This window comes from Bacillus piscicola, assembly GCF_022458745.1.
Lineage (GTDB): Bacteria > Bacillota > Bacilli > Bacillales > Marinococcaceae > Alteribacillus_A > Alteribacillus_A piscicola.
Genome location: NZ_JAJJJF010000001.1, coordinates 749,942 through 766,982, shown reverse-complemented (window position 1 = coordinate 766,982; position 17,041 = coordinate 749,942). Strand labels below are relative to the sequence as shown.

20 protein-coding genes and 1 other annotated feature are annotated in these 17,041 nt (G+C 43.6%); of the genes, 6 read left to right on the top strand and 14 right to left on the bottom strand.

Features of this window, described 5'->3' with window-relative positions; translation table 11 throughout:
* Positions 1 to 40: 40 nt before the first annotated feature.
* From LOR49_RS03670 to paaA, 10 genes are all read right to left on the bottom strand, one after another.
* Positions 41 to 1,030, bottom strand: coding sequence for a PstS family phosphate ABC transporter substrate-binding protein (locus LOR49_RS03670; RefSeq protein WP_240374989.1), 990 nt, complete (start codon positions 1,028 to 1,030; stop codon positions 41 to 43).
* A 635-nt stretch (positions 1,031 to 1,665) separates the two neighbouring features.
* A complete protein-coding gene (locus tag LOR49_RS03665) occupies positions 1,666 to 2,406 on the bottom strand; it encodes an MBL fold metallo-hydrolase (RefSeq protein ID WP_240374750.1) in 741 nt (246 codons plus the stop codon).
* 101 nt (positions 2,407 to 2,507) lie between these two features.
* On the bottom strand, positions 2,508 to 4,031 hold the full coding sequence (locus LOR49_RS03660; RefSeq protein WP_240374749.1) for an aldehyde dehydrogenase family protein: 1,524 nt from the start codon (positions 4,029 to 4,031) through the stop codon (positions 2,508 to 2,510).
* Positions 4,032 to 4,051: 20 nt separating this feature from the next.
* Complete coding sequence (locus LOR49_RS03655; protein ID WP_240374748.1) at positions 4,052 to 4,834, bottom strand: enoyl-CoA hydratase/isomerase family protein; 783 nt, start codon at positions 4,832 to 4,834, stop codon at positions 4,052 to 4,054.
* Between the two features lie 3 nt (positions 4,835 to 4,837).
* Positions 4,838 to 5,611, bottom strand: a complete 774-nt coding sequence (locus LOR49_RS03650; protein ID WP_240374747.1) for an enoyl-CoA hydratase-related protein — start codon at positions 5,609 to 5,611, stop codon at positions 4,838 to 4,840.
* Entirely contained in the window at positions 5,604 to 5,909 is a 306-nt protein-coding gene (locus tag LOR49_RS03645; RefSeq protein ID WP_240374746.1) for an EthD family reductase, read from the bottom strand. The genes LOR49_RS03650 and LOR49_RS03645 overlap by 8 nt, the downstream gene beginning before the upstream one ends.
* Positions 5,910 to 5,930: 21 nt before the next feature.
* A complete protein-coding gene (paaD, locus tag LOR49_RS03640) occupies positions 5,931 to 6,431 on the bottom strand; it encodes a 1,2-phenylacetyl-CoA epoxidase subunit PaaD (RefSeq protein ID WP_240374745.1) in 501 nt (166 codons plus the stop codon).
* A 23-nt stretch (positions 6,432 to 6,454) separates the two neighbouring features.
* Positions 6,455 to 7,270 (bottom strand): 1,2-phenylacetyl-CoA epoxidase subunit PaaC, encoded by an 816-nt coding sequence (gene paaC / locus LOR49_RS03635; RefSeq protein ID WP_240374744.1) that lies wholly within the window; start codon positions 7,268 to 7,270, stop codon positions 6,455 to 6,457.
* Complete coding sequence (gene paaB, locus LOR49_RS03630; RefSeq protein ID WP_240374743.1) at positions 7,267 to 7,629, bottom strand: 1,2-phenylacetyl-CoA epoxidase subunit PaaB; 363 nt, start codon at positions 7,627 to 7,629, stop codon at positions 7,267 to 7,269. Before paaB ends, paaC begins: the two co-directional genes overlap by 4 nt.
* Positions 7,630 to 7,657: 28 nt before the next feature.
* Positions 7,658 to 8,644, bottom strand: coding sequence for a 1,2-phenylacetyl-CoA epoxidase subunit PaaA (paaA, locus tag LOR49_RS03625; protein ID WP_240374742.1), 987 nt, complete (start codon positions 8,642 to 8,644; stop codon positions 7,658 to 7,660).
* A gap of 253 nt (positions 8,645 to 8,897) precedes the next feature.
* Here paaA and paaK point away from each other — a divergent pair, with 253 nt between their 5' ends.
* From paaK to LOR49_RS03595, 6 genes are all read left to right on the top strand, one after another.
* Complete coding sequence (paaK, locus tag LOR49_RS03620; protein ID WP_240374741.1) at positions 8,898 to 10,223, top strand: phenylacetate--CoA ligase PaaK; 1,326 nt, start codon at positions 8,898 to 8,900, stop codon at positions 10,221 to 10,223.
* A gap of 192 nt (positions 10,224 to 10,415) precedes the next feature.
* The gene (gene paaX / locus LOR49_RS03615; RefSeq protein WP_240374740.1) at positions 10,416 to 11,318 is read left to right on the top strand and encodes a phenylacetic acid degradation operon negative regulatory protein PaaX; all 903 of its coding nucleotides are present in this window, start codon (positions 10,416 to 10,418) and stop codon (positions 11,316 to 11,318) included.
* A 301-nt stretch (positions 11,319 to 11,619) separates the two neighbouring features.
* Positions 11,620 to 11,874, top strand: coding sequence for a ferredoxin (locus LOR49_RS03610; RefSeq protein ID WP_240374739.1), 255 nt, complete (start codon positions 11,620 to 11,622; stop codon positions 11,872 to 11,874).
* A gap of 180 nt (positions 11,875 to 12,054) precedes the next feature.
* Positions 12,055 to 13,035: an NAD(P)/FAD-dependent oxidoreductase gene (locus tag LOR49_RS03605; RefSeq protein WP_240374988.1), complete on the top strand. Its 981-nt coding sequence runs from the start codon at positions 12,055 to 12,057 to the stop codon at positions 13,033 to 13,035.
* 116 nt (positions 13,036 to 13,151) lie between these two features.
* Positions 13,152 to 13,622 (top strand): PaaI family thioesterase, encoded by a 471-nt coding sequence (locus tag LOR49_RS03600; RefSeq protein WP_240374738.1) that lies wholly within the window; start codon positions 13,152 to 13,154, stop codon positions 13,620 to 13,622.
* The gene (locus tag LOR49_RS03595) at positions 13,619 to 14,395 is read left to right on the top strand and encodes an enoyl-CoA hydratase-related protein (RefSeq protein ID WP_240374737.1); all 777 of its coding nucleotides are present in this window, start codon (positions 13,619 to 13,621) and stop codon (positions 14,393 to 14,395) included. The genes LOR49_RS03600 and LOR49_RS03595 overlap by 4 nt, the downstream gene beginning before the upstream one ends.
* A gap of 38 nt (positions 14,396 to 14,433) precedes the next feature.
* Here the strand turns inward: LOR49_RS03595 and rpmA are convergent, their stop codons facing one another.
* The 4 genes from rpmA to LOR49_RS03575 all read right to left on the bottom strand — a co-directional run bounded on the left by rpmA (position 14,434) and on the right by LOR49_RS03575 (position 17,032).
* The gene (gene rpmA / locus LOR49_RS03590; RefSeq protein WP_240374736.1) at positions 14,434 to 14,718 is read right to left on the bottom strand and encodes a 50S ribosomal protein L27; all 285 of its coding nucleotides are present in this window, start codon (positions 14,716 to 14,718) and stop codon (positions 14,434 to 14,436) included.
* 12 nt (positions 14,719 to 14,730) lie between these two features.
* Entirely contained in the window at positions 14,731 to 15,060 is a 330-nt protein-coding gene (locus LOR49_RS03585) for a ribosomal-processing cysteine protease Prp (RefSeq protein WP_240374735.1), read from the bottom strand.
* A gap of 9 nt (positions 15,061 to 15,069) precedes the next feature.
* Positions 15,070 to 15,378, bottom strand: a complete 309-nt coding sequence (gene rplU / locus LOR49_RS03580) for a 50S ribosomal protein L21 (RefSeq protein ID WP_240374734.1) — start codon at positions 15,376 to 15,378, stop codon at positions 15,070 to 15,072.
* A gap of 11 nt (positions 15,379 to 15,389) precedes the next feature.
* Positions 15,390 to 15,462, bottom strand: a sequence feature (ribosomal protein L21 leader region).
* Positions 15,463 to 15,526: 64 nt separating this feature from the next.
* Entirely contained in the window at positions 15,527 to 17,032 is a 1,506-nt protein-coding gene (locus LOR49_RS03575; RefSeq protein ID WP_240374733.1) for an Rne/Rng family ribonuclease, read from the bottom strand.
* Positions 17,033 to 17,041: the final 9 nt, after the last annotated feature.

Genomic DNA, 17,041 nt, shown 5'->3' with positions numbered 1-17,041 from the left:
CTTCTAACGAAGAAGAGGCATTTTATTTTATACTTAGCAACTATTTCCCGGCAGCTTCTTCTATCATTTTCTTATTCTTTTCATACTGTTCGTCTGGGAGATTGATATAACCAACTTCAAGAGCCAGGTCTCCCGCAACAGTATTCATAAATTCCACATAGTCACGCACTTGGGGTTTTTCTTGAAGGGACTTTGTCTTCACATACGTAAACAGCGGCCGTGAAAGCGGTTCGTACGTACCATCGTTAATTGTTTCGGGAGTTGGCTTTACCGGGCCGTCTCCATTATCGACGGGTACTGCTTTTAATGTATCTCTGTTTTCCGCATAATACGCATAACCGAAATAACCGATAGCATGAGGGCTGTTCATGACACCATTAACCAGGACATTATCATCCTCGGAAAGCTGTGCGTCTTTAGAGATGTCGCCTTCTTCCAAAATCACTTCACTCCAATAATCGAACGTACCGGAATCTGTGCCGGGGCTGAACCGTTCAATTGGCTCATCAGGCCATCCTTCACGGACATCACTCCACGTCTCAGCTTGACCATCCGTCCAAATTTTTTGCAGTTCTTCCACTGTTAAATAATCGACAAAATCATTCTCTTCACTTACTACGACGGAGATGCCATCGTAAGCGAGCGGCAATTCGATATAGTCAATTCCATTTTCTTCAAGGCCTTTCTTTTCTTCTTCTTTAATAGGACGTGATGCATTGCTGAGATCTGTCTCTCCATTAATAAATTTTTCAAAGCCGCCTCCTGAGCCAGATACCCCTACTGGAGCTTGGACATCAGGCGCTTCCATTCTATATTCTTCAGAAACAGCTTCCATAATAGGGAATACCGTAGACGAACCGTCAATCGCAATTTCACCAGAAAGGATTCCTTCATCATCCGAAGCATTATTTTCTTCCGCATCAGATTCTGTCTGTTCCCCTCCGTTCCCTTGTGCGTTTGTCTCTGAATCGGTTTCGCTCTCTCCACAAGCAGCTGTAAATGTCATCACAGCCGCCAATGCAGACACCATCCATACCTTTTTCACACTAACAACTCCCCTTCTTTAACATAGGTTGATAGATTTTAATAAGGAGTTCGTCTCTCCTAATTCCTAGTATAAAAAAGGGATATTAATAGGAAGTAGTGCTAGTGTTAACATTATGTAAATCTATGTTTGGATATTGTTAATAGAATCAATTTCACAAGTGCTTAATTTAGGTGACAACACGAATAAAACAAACAAATAAATTAGAAATCATTCGTTTACTATCATAAATATCTGCTGTTGATTGTAACGGAGGGCGGCGACTCCTGCGGGAATAGCATGAGTCTTGAGACCTCCGCTGTTTAAGCAAGGATCAAAGGCTAAAAGCGCCACGTCCTGTGGCAACGCCTTTGTGACCAACATCGTGTTGGCCTGAGGAGGGCTCAAACCATGCCCGCGGCTAAGAAGACACAGTGAGAACGAGCGTAAGCGAAGTTCGAACTGATGTCGCCCTTGTGCCTGGAGGTGAAAGCGTCCGCCTGCAGTGGAAATCAACTTTTCAACGCTGCTTCTAAAATGTTCGGATTTTAATCACTGAATTTATATTATGAAATTGACTTAATAGATAATACAAAAAATGGACTGGACAAATAAATCAATGTCCAGCCCATTTAAATTATTTATATATTTTTTTGCCAGCCTGAAGACGCGAGTTCTACTTTAGTTCCGGGACATTCCTTTGCTGCTTCAGCTGCTAGTTGCTGATGGTCGCCAAAGTGGGGCAAGTGGCTGAGTAAGAGAAGAGGCGCTTTTGCAGTCCTTGCCATCCTCCCTGCCTCTTCGCTGTTCATATGTCCGGCCTTTTTACCATCTTGTCCCTTGTAAAGACTACATTCTGCAATAAGTAAATCAGTGCCAGCGGCAGCTTGAGCCAACGTTTCTGAATAACTCGTATCTGCGGTATAAAATAACGCCGCTTTCTCTGTTTCTACTTTCATCGCATAACAGGGAACTGCGTGGCAAGTCGGATAGAAGGAAAAGGTGAAAGGTCCAATCTGTACAGGCTGTCCCGCTTCATAAGGGGAAGCAGATACAACATCTTTGTAGGAAAGTTTTGCAAAACCGCTTTTATCATCCTGATGACCAAAAATAGTGAATGGTTTTATTTTTTCGTCCGATATATATGGCTGCAGCAGACGAAAGTAGTGAAGCGCCCCTAAGTCGCCTATATGATCGTTATGATAATGGGAAACGACGAGAGCATCAAGCTCCTTTAAGTCACAATAATATTGAAGCTGAGCAACAACACCACTTCCACAGTCAATTAACACCCGATAATTTTCTTCCTCTATCAAGTACCCGGAAGCAGCTTCTCCTTTTTCCGGGTACGCGTGCCAATAACCAACAACAGTAACTTTCATGCAAACACCCTCTTCCTGTAATAAATTCCTTACCAAAAAGTATACCCTGTCCGTGAAAAGTATTCACGAACAGGGTATGTGATTTGCAAAAGGATCTAAAGCTATACTCCAAATGGGTTCAGCGGCTTCGCTCCGTAGTAGGAGAGGACGCTCTTGTCTTCCATATACAAATCTAACGTTTCTACGCAGAGCTCTCTTCCATAACCGGACTCTTTGTAACCTCCAAATGGGGTTCCTGGAAAAGCGGAAAAGGGGCAATTAACCATGACAATGCCTGCTTCGATTTGATGTGCTACACGGGTGGCCCTTGCCTGGTTTGTTGTCCAGATTGCAGACCCCAGCCCATATTCAGTATCATTTGCACGCTTAATGGCATCTTTTTCATCACTGAACTTCTCTACGACTACCACCGGGCCGAAAATTTCCTCCCGAACTGCTTTCATGTCAGGCGTGACATTGGTTATGACAGTCGGCTCGTACCAGTGACCATTTTCAAAGCCTTCTATCTTTTTCTCTTTTCCGCCTGTTGCAATCGTGGCTCCTTCTTTTTTAGCAGATTGAACGTATCCATCAATCACTTCTAATTGGTCACGGCTGATGATCGATCCGAGGTGTGTACCTTTGTCAAACGGATCTCCCAATTGCAACTTCTCTGTCTTTTCGATAAATTGTTCCATGAATTCATCATAAATATCTTCATGAACAAACATCCGTGAGCGGGCCTCACACGATTGACCCGTGTTAAAATATATTCCAAAAAGTGATCCGGCAACGGCTGCCTCCATGTCTGCATCCGCAAATACGATGTTCGGAGATTTCCCTCCCAACTCAAGCGTGGTGCGTTTTAGGGTGCTGGAAGCTTTTGCCATAATATCCTTACCAGTAGGGGTTGAACCGGTAAATGCCACTTTGTTTACATCTTTATGCGTGACTAGGTAATCCCCAATTACGCTTCCGGACCCCGGGATCGTATTGACAACCCCTTCCGGAACGCCGGCTTCATGGCAGATTTCATTGAGAATGAGCGCTGTAATTGGTGTAAGGCTGGCGGGTTTCACTACAACCGAGCACCCTGCGGCAATGGCCGGTGCAATTTTCCATGCGGCCATCATCAACGGATAGTTCCACGGAATAATTTGAGCACATACCCCTACAGGCTCCTTGTGGGTATAGTTAAAGAATCCATTAGGCATGTTATTGACATGGCCGCGATGCCCGACAATAGCCCCGGCGTAAAATTCAAAGTCCTCTATGGATTGATTAATCTGAACCTGGGCAGCACCGACCGATTTTCCACTGTTTAACACTTCTACTTCAACCAGTTCCTTAAAACGCTTTCTCATAATGGCAGCTATCTCATTTAACACACGCGAACGTTTTCCTACTGGATATTTCCGCCATTTCCCATGGTCAAATGCTTCTCTTGCTGCTTGTACAGCTTTTTCTGCATCTTCTTCGGAAGCTTTCGCTACCGTTGCGAGTACCTCTCCTTTCGCCGGGTTGTATGTGTCGAACACTTCACCAGAACGACTGTCTACTCGTTTGCCGTTTATAATCATGGAGTAGTGGCTGCGCTTCATTACTCCTGTTTCCGTAATTAGATCCGCAGATGCTGTTTGTGTCATAAATGCAATCACTCCTTTATTTATTTTCCGGTAAATTGAGCGGTTCGCTTTTCTTTAAACGCCGCTAGCCCTTCTTTATGATCAGCTGTTGCCCCAGCTATTCGTTGTGCTTGTGCTTCCTTTTCTAAGAATTCATCCAGTGGTTCGTGCATACTGTCAATCATATATCGCTTGATGAGTGAGACCGCTGTAGTTGGCATTGCAGCTAATTTATCGGTGAATTGCACCGTCTTTTCTTCCCATTCGGGAGGCTCGATCATCTCCGTGGCAAGCCCGAGCTGGAACGCTTCCTTTCCGGTAAGCGGTTTTCCAAGCACTGCAAGCTCCATGGCTTTTGCGTAGCCGATCACGCGCGGAAGCATGTATAAAAAACCAGTGTCAGGAATCAACCCAATACCTGTGAAAGCACTGACGAACTTAACATCTGGTTTGACTAAACGAAAATCACAAGCTAAAGCTAAGCTCATGCCGGCTCCTGCTGCTGTACCATTTACCGCCGCTGTTACTGGTTTTGAGGTATTTTTCAATGCTTTTAACATTGGATGATAACGCTTTCTTAAAAATGCTGCATGGTTTGTTTTTTCATCCACACCACCTAAATCTTCACCAGCGCAAAACGCTTTTCCAGCCCCTGTTATCATGATGCTTCTTACTCCGTCATCTTTCTCTGCTTGGCGCAGCGAATGGATGATATCCTTGTTCATCTGGGCAGTGAAGGCATTAAAAGCTTCCGGACGGTTTAAACAAATTGTCGCTGTCCCACTTTCTTTACGATACAAAATAGTTTCATATTCTTGGCTCATTTTTCACTCCCCCTTAAAAGTAGGGCGCCGTTTTTCTACAAATGATTGCATGCCTTCTTGTTGGTCTTGGGAGTCAAACAGCATGTAGAAATTCTTCCTCTCAAAATAGAGACCTTCCATTAAAGGAGTGTCAACTGCTTTATTAACTGCCTCTTTAATCAGCCGTACGGAAATGGGCGCTTGTTCACTCAGCTGGACAGCAAGCCGCATCGCTTCTTCTTCCACCATTTCAGGAGCAGTGATCCGGTTAATGATGCCATAGTGTGCGGCTTCCTGAACACTCATTGGCTCACCAAGCCAAATCCACTCAAGCGCCTTCGCCCGCCCCATCGCTTTCGTCAAGTATTGTGTCCCGCCCGCTCCCGGCATCACGCCTAACTTCACTTCCGGAAACCCAAAAGAGGCATTCTCTGCTGCGACAATTAAGTCACAGTGGAGTGCTAATTCAAAGCCGCCCCCCAAAGCAAATCCTGCAACAACAGCAATCAACGGCTTTTTCACTAACATTAACCGGTCCCAGGAAGAAAACGGATCGGCCATCTCCAGTGAGAGCGGAGTCTCCTTCATCATTTCTTCAATGTCTGCCCCGGCGGCAAATGCTTTTTCGTTTCCTTTCATGATGATGACACGAATATTCTCATCACGATCAAATGCTTCAGCTTGGTCTACTATTTCTGCAACCATCTGCCGATTCAGCGCATTCATTACGCGCGGGCGATTCAATTGAATAACCCCAACTTTTCCTTCTGTGAAAGCTATTACCTGCTTATCACTCATTAACTTCTTCCCCTATCATTAACGTGACAAGATCACCCGCGAATTCCATCACGTCTTTCCCAGAAGCCTTCCCTTCGTCTGTTTTCATCGCTTTTTGCAGGGATTCATGGTCATCATAGAACATTTCACACAGTAAATAGTAATCACTTTTCCCCATTGGTGAACCAACAATTTTGGTGACTTTCATTTCCCTTAATCCAGGAATCTTTTTAGTAATGGGGGTGTGAACGTTAAAGTAGTGTTCGTCAAAATTCTCCTTATTTTCCGGCTGTTTGTACAGAGCGATTAGCTTTACCATGGTTACTATCTCCTCTCATCATTACAAAATGGAATATTCTACTACCGGCTTCATCGCTTCAAAAGGATTTTTACAGGATCGGCAATATAAAATACTTCGGCAAGCCGTCGGACCAAAAATATTATCCATCGATGTATAAGACGAATTGCAATATGGACAATCAACACGCCATTCCTCACCCGGCCGATAGTTTTCAGGCGGCGGGGACACCCCATGTCTTTTCAGCTGTCGTTTTCCTTCCTCTGTAATGGCATCTGTGGACCATTTTAAGGAGAATGAAAACGTAACCCGGCAATTGTCCACCCACTCCAGTTCCGCAATTTCTTTTTGCACGTTTTTTTCAATGATATCGAGCGCAGGGCAGCCCGCAAACGTCGGAACCATTGTCACTGCAACGTCCTTGCCATTGACTGCTATTTCATGCACCATGCCTAAATCAACGACGCTGACGCCCGGAAGTTCTGGATCATCTACTTTTTTTAAACGTTTCATAATTTCCGCAGTTCTCTGTTGCATTTCCATGATACCTCTCCTCTTTCAACCACTTACCAAACAGCTTCTCGATCACTTACGTACACTTCAGTAAGTGTAGCGAGTGCCTGCTCTAAATCTTTTGTATGCTGTTTGGCACGGCCGTTTCCGAGATTTTTTCCTAAAGGGATATTTGGCAGAAAACCAAGTGTTTCTTCCACACTCTGCTGCCACTCTTCTTGTAAGTCTTTTTCCTTTTTAATAAGTTTCTGTCTTTCCATCTCCTCTGCCAGCGGACCAAGCTCAAGTGCATCTAATATTTCCCGCCACGCCTCTTCCAGTCGTGAATGAATTCTCATCCTCGCTTCCTCTGTCGCACCATGCAGCTGAGTAATCCACATTTTCCAATGTGCTAAATGATAGGGTTGTTCCATTAGAATTTTCTGTGCTGTATGAGCAAGAGGCTCGTAGGAACTTCGCGATGCTGCTTGTAATTTCACTTTTTTGAAAGTTTCATAAAGAAATTGACGAACAACGGTTAAAGCCCAATCGTAATAAGGTTCTTCTACATACGTTCCTTTACCATTCACTTTTTCAAAATAAACAGCATTCCGTCGTTCACTCGCAGAGCGATCATGAGCGAGGGAGTCCGCACTGCCTTCTCCCAAATCTTCCAACAGCTGATAAAACAAGAAAGCATGCCCCATTGTGTTTTGGGTTATAGAGGAAAAAGCTACATCCTCTTCAATATGAGGAGCAAGCCCGAGCCATTCTGAACCTCGGAAGGAAACGATAAAGTCATCATCCGCGAACTGGTACAACAGTTCCACTAAGGCGTTGTAGTATGACTGATTCTTCTGAGCTTCTGCAGGTGTCTCTACCAAATTCATTTCTTTTTCACCTCTTTCCAAGATAGGATTTCTTTTTCGTCTAACATACCCTGTTCTTTTTCCCGCCATTTTTTCCGCAAATAGCCATATCCTTTTGTTGTTCGGTAATCTTTATTGTCCAGACGCTTCGTCCATTGTTTTCGCTCTTCGCTCGTCAACCCCCGGATTTCTTCCCTGGGTACTACCCAGACATCGATGACATTTTCTCGACGCATGAAATTCTCTTGAGCTAGATTAAGTGCCATTTCTGCGTTAGGAGCAAGCAAGCTGAATTGATGTTGAATCGGCGATTTTTCATTCTTTTTACTGAAAACCTCATACTTTTTGTAAAAGTTTGCTTCTGTTTTTTTATCTGCCATTGTGAAGGGCCTCCTCCTCTCTACATTTTTAAGACATTGCCGCTGTCGGAGCTAATGCTTCACGCACCCAGCTATTATTTTCATATGCGATTTCACGAAGCCGCAGTCTTTCTTTAGATCGTGGTCCATTGTTACTAATAATCTTCTTAAATTCAGTCCAATCGGGCTGTTTGTAGATCCACTTCTGCTTATCTTCATCGTAATGTGCCGTCTCGTCTGGAACAGTGAGTCCTAAAGCGAAGACACGAGGTAAGTACTTATCAAGAAATGCCTGACGCAGCTCTTCATTCGAGCTCTTTCTAATGCGATATTTTGTTGTCACCTCTTGCTTTGACGAACCCGTTGTCGAAGCAGACGCTGGGCCAAAAAACATGAGTAAGGCCGACCACCAACGGTTTACTGCATCTTGAAGCATCGCACGTTGTTCTTTCGTTCCCTCAGCAAGCGCCATAACAATCGCCTCTCCGTGCTGGGCATGAAAGACCTCTTCTGCACAGATGCGCTGTAAGGCACGCTGGTATGGTCCGTATGAGGCATCAAGCATATTTGTTTGCGAGATGATCGCCGCCCCGTCCACTAACCAGCCAATCACCCCTGCATCCGCCCACGTTTTCGTTGGCATGTGAAAGACGTTATGAAACTTCAATTTGCCTTCTAGCAAATCTCGCATTAAGTCTCCTCTATCTTTACCGTAAGGAGCCATTAAATCTTCAGCCACTCGGAGAAGAAGTTGTCCATGACCCATTTCATCTTGAACTTTTGCCATAATTCCCAGTTTTCTTTTTAGAGTCGGAGCTTTCGGTACCCATTCTTTTTCAGGAAGTGCTCCCATAATTTCACTTATGCCGTGCATGGAAATCAGCTTAATCAGCGTTTGCCGGTACTCATCCGGCATCCAGTCATCCGCTTCAATTTTTTCCCCCGCTTCAATACGGGCCATAAACTCTTCATACTTCTCAGGATCCTCTTTCTGCTCATTTTCTGAATATATTCCATGTTCTACAAGGTTATACATCATCTCACCTCTTCATCACGTTTATTTAACGTCATTATATTATAATGTTATACAATTCGCAATGATGAAATATTATTTAATTGGAAATTTTTTATGAAAAGGTTATTATTCCCTAGTATCAAGCTTTTTATATTTTTTGTTATATAGTTAATTTTCCAAAAACTATTGACAGCGCTTTCTGTCAAGGGTAATTTATACATAACAAAATTTTTAAAAACGTTATTTTTTTATCATTAGATAAGGAGGGGTACACATGTCTGTTTTCGCGGCAGAGGAAGTGTTTAATCAATCAAACATGAAAGATCTTCAATGGAAGCGCTTAAAAGGAACAATTGAACGTGTTTACGCAAATGTACCTTTTTACAAAGAGGCCTTTAAGGAACATCATATCCACCCAAATGACATCCAAACTTGGGATGATATCAAGCGTCTGCCCTTCACACAGAAAAACCATTTGCGTGAAAACTACCCTTACAATATGATTGCTACGCCTGTAGAAGAGGTTGTAAGATTACACGGATCATCCGGGACAAGCGGCAAACCGACGGTTGTTGCCTATACAAAAAATGATATAGTGAACTGGGCAGATCTCATCGCTCGTGCCATTTACATGGCCGGAGGAAGAAAAGGCGATATCCTTCATAATGCCTATGGCTACGGACTATTTACAGGCGGCCTTGGTCTTCATCACGGTTCTGAGCGTTTAGGCTGTGTAACAGTACCAGTATCCGGTGGCAATACGGAAAGACAAATTACTTTGATCCAGGATTTTAAACCGCGGGTCATATGTGGCACACCATCCTACATCTTAAATATTGGGGAAACAATGTTAAAAATGGGGCTCGATCCAACTGCAACTTCGTTAAAATATGCCATTCTCGGAGCGGAGCCGTGGTCGGAAGAAATGAGAACTACGATCGAACAACTCTTTGACATGAAAGCAATGGATATATACGGGTTGAGTGAAGTAATGGGACCGGGGGTTGCCATGGAATGTGAGGAGTGCCAGGACGGCCTCCATATTGCTGATGACCACTTTTACACAGAAGTAATTAATCCAGATACATTAGAAGCCGTCCCTGATGGTGAAGATGGCGAACTCGTATTTACCAGTTTGACGAAAGAAGCCTTGCCGATTATCCGCTACCGCACCGGTGACATCGCATCCCTTACTCGCGGGAAATGTAAATGCGGACGCACCACGACGAAAATGAGCCGCGTCAAAGGCAGGATTGATGACATGTTGATTATTCGCGGGGTCAATGTCTTTCCATCAGAAATTGAACGCTGCATCTTACAAATAGAAGAAATTATGCCACACTATCAAATTCATCTTTCTAAAAAAGGAGTAATGGACCAGGCTACACTGCATGTAGAAGTGAACGAAACGTTTTTCAACACCTTGTTAGAGAAAAACTTAGAACATCCTAACGCAGTAAAAATTGCACGAAAAATAGAGTCAGCGCTTAAAACGCAGGCATTAGTTTCCATGGAAGTCTGCTTAGAAGGTCCTTCATCCATCCCCAGATCAGAAGGGAAAGCTAAACGCATTGTTGATAATCGTAAAACATTGGTATAGTCGTTTTCTATAGCGAAGGAAAAATCCTTCGCTATTTGCCTTTCCTCATACCTTTCGCGTTCCAGCCCATATTAAAACGAGTATTTAAAATGAACATTCCCTATTTATAGTGTATGATATTAGGATCACCGTTTTTTTATTGTTATAATAATACACATTAGGTGACAATACGACAAAAGGAATGGAGAGTATATGGAAAAGACGTTCAATACCCGTTCAATGATATTCACCTTATATGGTGATTACATTCGTTATTACGGAAATGTAGTGTGGATAGGCAGCCTCATTCGACTTTTGGAGGAATTTGGTCATAATGAACAATCGGTGCGGGCGGCTATTTCGAGGATGAGCAAACAAGGGTGGGTAGAATCCGAGAAAAAAGGCAATAAGAGTTATTACTCGCTAACGGAGCGCGGTCGGGCACGGATGGAAGAAGCAGCTAAACGAATTTACAAATTAGAATCCCCTTCCTGGGACGGTAATTGGCGGATTCTCGTTTATACGATTCCTGAAGAAAAACGCCATATTCGTGATGAACTCAGACGCGAACTTGTCTGGAGCGGTTTTGGCCTTTTATCCAACAGCTGCTGGATTACTCCCAACCCGTTAGAAGAACAGATTCATCAAATGATTGAAAAATATGACATTGAGGATTACGTGAATTATTTTATTGCCTCTCATGGCGGGATGAAAGACCACGGTGATTTAGTAGCAAAATGCTGGGATTTGGAAGAAATAAACGATTTGTATTCGAAGTTTATTCAAGACTACAGCCAGAAATATATTATCGACAAGAGTAAAATTGAAAAAGGTGAAATGACGGACGGTGCTTGTTTTGTTGAACGTACCTTGCTCGTTCATCAGTACCGCAAATTTTTGTTTGTAGATCCAGGTCTTCCCCAAGAACTATTACCAAAAAATTGGTTAGGAGACTCTGCCGCTTCCCTGTTTGCTGATTATTACCGTACGCTGGCTGAGCCAGCAACACGCTTTTTTGAGTCGGTTTTTGAACAAGGTGAGTTAGATCTGAAAAAAGATCATAGTTATAACAACTTAAATCACCCTTTAATCAGTACAAAAGCAAACCAGCCATAGAGTAACTCTGCAAATGTTCGAGCTAGAAGGATGAAACTTTTACGTTTCATCCTTCTTTTTTATTTAACGAAAATTTATCGATTCGTTCCAAAACCGATATACCACAATTTTCACTTGCAGCATAAATGGACAATTAACTTCTCAGGGGCTTTATTCTACAGCGGTTATCATGTTATTTTAACGAAAAATAAAATAAATTTATTACCCCCTGTTGACTTTTACACTGTTTTCTTTTATCATTTTTATAACAATTTTAAGAAATGGCGTTAAAATAACGTTATATATTAGGGGGGGTTCATTCATGGCTATTTTTACGATAGTTGATCAAGATACTTGTATTGCTTGCGGCGCTTGTGGTGCATCCGCTCCTGATTTATTTGACTATGATGAAGATGGCTTATCTTTCTTTGTTGGCGATAACAACCAGGGAAATACGCCTGTCGACGAAGATTTGGTCGATGACTTAGAGGATGCTGTTGAGGGTTGTCCAACAGGATCGATAAAGACCGCAGAAGAGGCATTTGCTGGAGATCCTTCCAAAGCCGTTATCGCTTAAAGTGAATTTTCAATCATAGTTCCCTCCTTCACCTGCCCTTCGAACTATGAGGGGTGTGTTCGTACAACAATGTAACAGGACATTGTTTGTCGACACGCCCGTTAATTTGCGACTTGAAATAACTGAACATTCGTGAAAAAGGTGGTGCTAGACGGAGTGACTGATAAAAAAATCTTCGACATGACTATTATTGGAGCTGGGCCAGTTGGTTTGTTTACTGCTTTTTATGCCGGCATGAGGAATGCATCTGTAAAGTTAATGGACAGCATGCCGGAAGTTGGCGGACAGCTCTCCGCTCTCTATCCGGAAAAGTATATATATGACGTTGCTGGTTTTCCAAAAATAAAAGCACAAGACCTCGTCGATCAGTTATATGAACAGGCGCGGCAGTTTTCACCGGAAGTATGCGTCAAGGAACCGGTAGAAAAAGTAAATAAGCTTGATGACGGAACGTTTGAGCTTGTTACTCCCCTTGGTGTTCATTACTCACGAACCATTATTATTACCGCCGGTGCCGGGGCGTTTCAACCGCGCAAACTGAAAGTAGAACATGCTGATCATTATGAAGAAGGCTGCCTGCAGTATTTTGTAAAAGACCTGGAGCGTTATAGAGACCGCCGTGTCCTCGTCTGTGGCGGTGGAGATTCTGCTGTTGATTGGGCGCTTATGTTGGAGCCGATCGCCAAGAAGGTAATTCTTATTCATCGGCGTGACAAATTCCGCGCTCACGAACACAGCTTGGAGGAATTAAAAAAATCACGTGTAACCATGATGACCCCATATGAAGTGAACCAATTAATCGGTAATGATAATAAATTGAAACAAGTGCTCATAAAAGAAGTTAAAGGAGATGATACCTCCTTAATCGATGTAGACGAACTCATTGTGAACTTCGGTTTTGTTACCTCTCTCGGCCCTTTAAAAACATGGGGGCTCGATATTGAAAAAAATGCGGTCTTCGTAAACTCACGTATGGAGACTAATATTCCAGGTATTTATGCAGCTGGGGATATTTGCACGTATGAGGGGAAGGTCAAGTTGATTGCTACCGGCTTTGGCGAAGCACCGATTGCCGTTAACCACGCTAAAAACTTTATTGATCCAAAAGCAAAGCTTTTTCCGGGACACAGCACAAACTTATTTGCTTCTGCCGCCACTTAAAGAATGGAGCATAGTTTTGAGATAACAGTCTCCCGCCGCTTTTCTGGGAGACTATCGTTTAGCAATTGTTTTCACATTGTTATATTTAAAATAATCATAAATCAGGAGATGAAAATGTGAATAATAAGCCGAATGACAAGGAGCACCATCACCAGCATAAACAAGAAATTTATGACATTCTTTCAAACGAGCCTTACGCTCAGTTTTTGGGGATACAGTTAACGGATCTCGGAGAAGGCAGTGCTCAAGCGGAGTTGGAAGTGAAAGAGCATATGCTGAACGTACACGGCACCGTTCACGGGGCAATTATTTTTGCACTGGCCGATTATGTTTTTGCTTCCGCTTGCAATTCTTACGGTAGAACGGCGGTCGGACTGTCTACTACTGTTAACTTTATGGCGGCGGGTAAAAAAGAGGAACGGCTGCACGCCATCGCTAAAGAAGAAAAGAAAAACCACCGAACGAGCTGGTACAAAATTAACGTTTACAGTGGCAAAGAATTAATAGCAACAATGGAGGCTCTCGCTTATCGGAAAAACCATTACTTCGTTGCAAATAATGAGGAACAAGGAGGACGTAATCCGTGAGCAATGTCGTACTAGAAAGAGATGGACACCTTGCTGTATTAACTGTTAATCGACCTCAGCAGCTAAATTGCTTTGATTACGCCACGCTCGTCGAATTAGGTGAGATAACGGAAAGTCTGCGAACTGACCGGGGTATCCGGACCATCATTGTGACGGGGGCTGGGGAAAAAGCTTTTAGTGCGGGGGCTGATCTAAAAGAACGCCGGACGCTTCGCGAACACGAAGTACAGCGTAATGTAAATAAAATTCGTTCTGTATTCAGCATGATAGAGGAGCTGCCGCAGCCAACTATTGCCGCGGTCAATGGGTATGCGCTCGGCGGAGGATTCGAACTGGCACTTGCTTGTGATTTCCGTTATGCAGCCGACCATGCTATAATAGGTCTGCCAGAAGTGAGTATGGCTATCATTCCCGGCGGTGGCGGCACCCAAAGGCTGACACGGCTAATCGGACCATCACGAGCAAAAGAACTAATTCTTACTGCACGCCGTCTGTCCGCAGTTGATGCAGCAAAATTGGGGATCATTAACAAGGTCACATCCAGCAATCATTTAATGGCAAGTGCACGAGAACTAGCTGATGAAATAAATCAAAATGCGCCGCTTGCTGTCACTCAGGCCAAATTTGCGATCGATCAAGGCTGCAACACAGACATTCATACAGGTATGGCTATCGAGGCGAAAGCATATGAAGTAATTATCCCAACGGAAGACCGTACCGAAGCACTCGAAGCTTTTAAAGAAAAGCGGAAACCAACATTTAAAGGAAAATAATTCAAAAAAACCCCATCCGTGAAGAATGGGGTTCTTTATTATGCTTCCTTCGGATATACACTTACCTGCTTGCGCTTTTTACCGAGGCGCTCAAATTTCACCACGCCGTCGATTTTAGAGAAAAGGGTGTCATCGCCGCCAATTCCTACGTTCACACCAGGATAGATGCGAGTACCGCGTTGGCGCACGAGGATAGATCCGCCTGTGACAGCCTGGCCGTCACCGCGTTTTGTACCGAGACGCTTCGCGATGGAATCGCGGCCGTTCTTCGTACTACCTACCCCTTTTTTCTGAGCGAAAAATTGAAGGTCAAGTTTCAACATCAAGCTCACCTCCTATCTGTCTATGAGTGTAATATGTTCGCCGTATTGATCAGCGATCGTCTGCAAAGAGACGAGCATGCCTTCTAACAGCAACTGAACTTTCTCCCTGACGTGCCTCTCCGCAAGTTCCGGCACGGCGCAGTGGAGATAACCGCCATCTTCCTCCATCTCTATATCCATTTCCACCTCACACAGTTCCGCTACAGCGTTTACTGCTCCGAATGATATAGCAGAAGCCCCGGCACAGACAAGATCATAGCCATAAGGCCCGGCTTCAGCATGTCCTGCCATAGAAAAGGATTGTATTTCATTATGATGACGGATGACGTTTACTTTAATCATGGGTTTTCCTTATGCGTCAATCTTTTCGATGAGAACTTTCGTGTATGGTTGACGATGACCCGTTTTCTTGCGGTAATTTTTTCTACGCTTGTATTTAAATACAGTGATTTTCTTTTGGCGTCCTTGCTTATCGACTTTACCAGTCACTTTAGCGCCATCAACAAATGGGGCACCAACCTTTACTGTGTCGCCGCCGACAAACACGACATTCTCAAATGTCACAGCATCACCAGCAGAAGCGTCCAGTTTTTCTACGTAGATTTCCTGTCCTTCTTCTACCTTTACTTGTTTTCCACCAGTTTCAATAATCGCATACATGATATGCACCTCCTATTACTCAGACTCGCCAGAGCAGGTGCCTTTTTAGGACTTTTACCTGCAATTGTGCGGTTGTAGTTTGGGTGCTAACCAAACAACATAACAGAAAAAATAATAACATATTCTCTATCCCGTGTCAATCATGCTATCAGAGCTCTTTCCGTTGATTATCCCAGCTCTTATATCGCTTCTCTGCTTCTTCTTTTGATCCGATAAACCGAATGCCGATCGTTTCGGAACGCTGCTGGAGAAAAAAAAGTACAAATGGGTATCGCTTTTGCCATTCCGTTACCAGTTCGCCCCCTTGGGTGTTCAGCCAATCCATCACCCGATCAGGCAATTCGACGACAAGTGCTTCTGTTTCCAGATCTTTATGTTCATGTAATAGCCGTTCCAACCGGTATGCTAGTGCTTCAGCCGAAAGTAAACGGCCGTTTCCCCGGCAAGTTGAACAATCTGCAAATAAGGTATCTCCCAGGCTCCTTCTTACTTTCTTTCTCGTCATTTCTACTAAACCGAGTGGGCTTATCCCAATAACATTCGTTTTCGTGCGATCTTCTCCTAAAGCTTGTTTAAATGAGGATAACAGCTTGCGTTTGCTTTCTTCTTTCTTCATGTCAATAAAATCAATTACGATAATCCCGGATATATCACGAAGTCGTAATTGCCGGGCAATCTCCAAAGAAGCTTCGATGTTCGTTTTTAGAATCGTTTCTTCTAAATTTCCCTTTCCCGTAAAACGGCCGGTGTTCACGTCAATTACTGTCATTGCTTCCGTATGTTCAATCATTAAAAAACCGCCGCTTTTTAACCACACTTTCGGCTGCAACGCTTTATCCAGCTCTTTGTCTATTCCTTCACTAGAGAAAATATTTTCATTTCCTCGATGATGGGCAACTTTTTGTAACGCTGCTTCATCAAAACGTAACAATCGCTTTATTTGTAAAAGATCCGGACGATGGTCCACGACTATTCTTTCAATCTCTGAGAGAGAATATTCCCGAAGCAGCCGCTCTACAATACCGCCATCTTGGTACATAAGTGCAGGAGGGCGCTCGTTTTTCGTTTTCTCGAGAGCTGCTGCCCAATCTTCCCGTAAAAAAGCTAAATCCTGCTTAACTGCTGCAACGGACTCTTGTTCACAGACGGTACGGATGATGATCCCCTCATCATCTTCGAGCAGTGACTTAGCGGTTTCCCGCCATTTCTCCCTCATGCTTTCAGAGTAAATACGTTTCGAGACTCCGATATAACTGCCTTCAGGCATATATACCGTGTACATTCCGGGAATGGCAACATTTTCTGTCAAGCGCGCTCCTTTGTCGCCAAATTCTTCCTTTGTCACTTGAACTACAATTTCCTGGCCTTCGGTGATAAATTCCGAGATACTGCGCTTCTCTTTTATCGAGGCCGCTTCGTCTAAATTTTTGTAGCCGATAATTTCATCCCGGTGCAGAAAACCGTTTTTCTCCCGTCCGATATCGATAAACGCTGCCTCCATGCCCGGTATAACGTCTTTTACTCTCCCTTTATAAATACTTCCGGCAATCCGGTCATCTTCCGGTCGCTCCAAATAAATTTCAATCACTTTTCCTTGTTTTTTTATTGCTGCCCGTCGTTCTGTTGTCGCTGTGTTAAATATTAGTTCATACATGAGCGCACC

Bases quoted from the DNA above. Each gene is read 5' to 3' on its own strand.
- paaK (WP_240374741.1), top strand. From the start codon at position 8,898: ATGTCTGTTTTCGCGGCAGAGGAAGTGTTTAATCAATCAAACATGAAA.
- rplU (WP_240374734.1), bottom strand. From the start codon at position 15,378: ATGTATGCGATTATTGAAACTGGTGGAAAACAAGTAAAGGTAGAAGAA.
- LOR49_RS03660 (WP_240374749.1), bottom strand. From the start codon at position 4,031: ATGACACAAACAGCATCTGCGGATCTAATTACGGAAACAGGAGTAATG.
- rpmA (WP_240374736.1), bottom strand. From the start codon at position 14,718: ATGTTGAAACTTGACCTTCAATTTTTCGCTCAGAAAAAAGGGGTAGGT.
- paaD (WP_240374745.1), bottom strand. From the start codon at position 6,431: ATGGAAATGCAACAGAGAACTGCGGAAATTATGAAACGTTTAAAAAAA.
- LOR49_RS03665 (WP_240374750.1), bottom strand. From the start codon at position 2,406: ATGAAAGTTACTGTTGTTGGTTATTGGCACGCGTACCCGGAAAAAGGA.
- paaC (WP_240374744.1), bottom strand. From the start codon at position 7,270: ATGAATTTGGTAGAGACACCTGCAGAAGCTCAGAAGAATCAGTCATAC.
- paaA (WP_240374742.1), bottom strand. From the start codon at position 8,644: ATGTATAACCTTGTAGAACATGGAATATATTCAGAAAATGAGCAGAAA.
- LOR49_RS03655 (WP_240374748.1), bottom strand. From the start codon at position 4,834: ATGAGCCAAGAATATGAAACTATTTTGTATCGTAAAGAAAGTGGGACA.
- LOR49_RS03650 (WP_240374747.1), bottom strand. From the start codon at position 5,611: ATGAGTGATAAGCAGGTAATAGCTTTCACAGAAGGAAAAGTTGGGGTT.
- LOR49_RS03585 (WP_240374735.1), bottom strand. From the start codon at position 15,060: ATGATTAAAGTAAACGTCATCCGTCATCATAATGAAATACAATCCTTT.
- paaB (WP_240374743.1), bottom strand. From the start codon at position 7,629: ATGGCAGATAAAAAAACAGAAGCAAACTTTTACAAAAAGTATGAGGTT.
- LOR49_RS03645 (WP_240374746.1), bottom strand. From the start codon at position 5,909: ATGGTAAAGCTAATCGCTCTGTACAAACAGCCGGAAAATAAGGAGAAT.
- LOR49_RS03670 (WP_240374989.1), bottom strand. From the start codon at position 1,030: ATGGTGTCTGCATTGGCGGCTGTGATGACATTTACAGCTGCTTGTGGA.
- LOR49_RS03575 (WP_240374733.1), bottom strand. From the start codon at position 17,032: ATGTATGAACTAATATTTAACACAGCGACAACAGAACGACGGGCAGCA.
- paaX (WP_240374740.1), top strand. From the start codon at position 10,416: ATGGAAAAGACGTTCAATACCCGTTCAATGATATTCACCTTATATGGT.
- LOR49_RS03605 (WP_240374988.1), top strand. From the start codon at position 12,055: ATGACTATTATTGGAGCTGGGCCAGTTGGTTTGTTTACTGCTTTTTAT.
- LOR49_RS03610 (WP_240374739.1), top strand. From the start codon at position 11,620: ATGGCTATTTTTACGATAGTTGATCAAGATACTTGTATTGCTTGCGGC.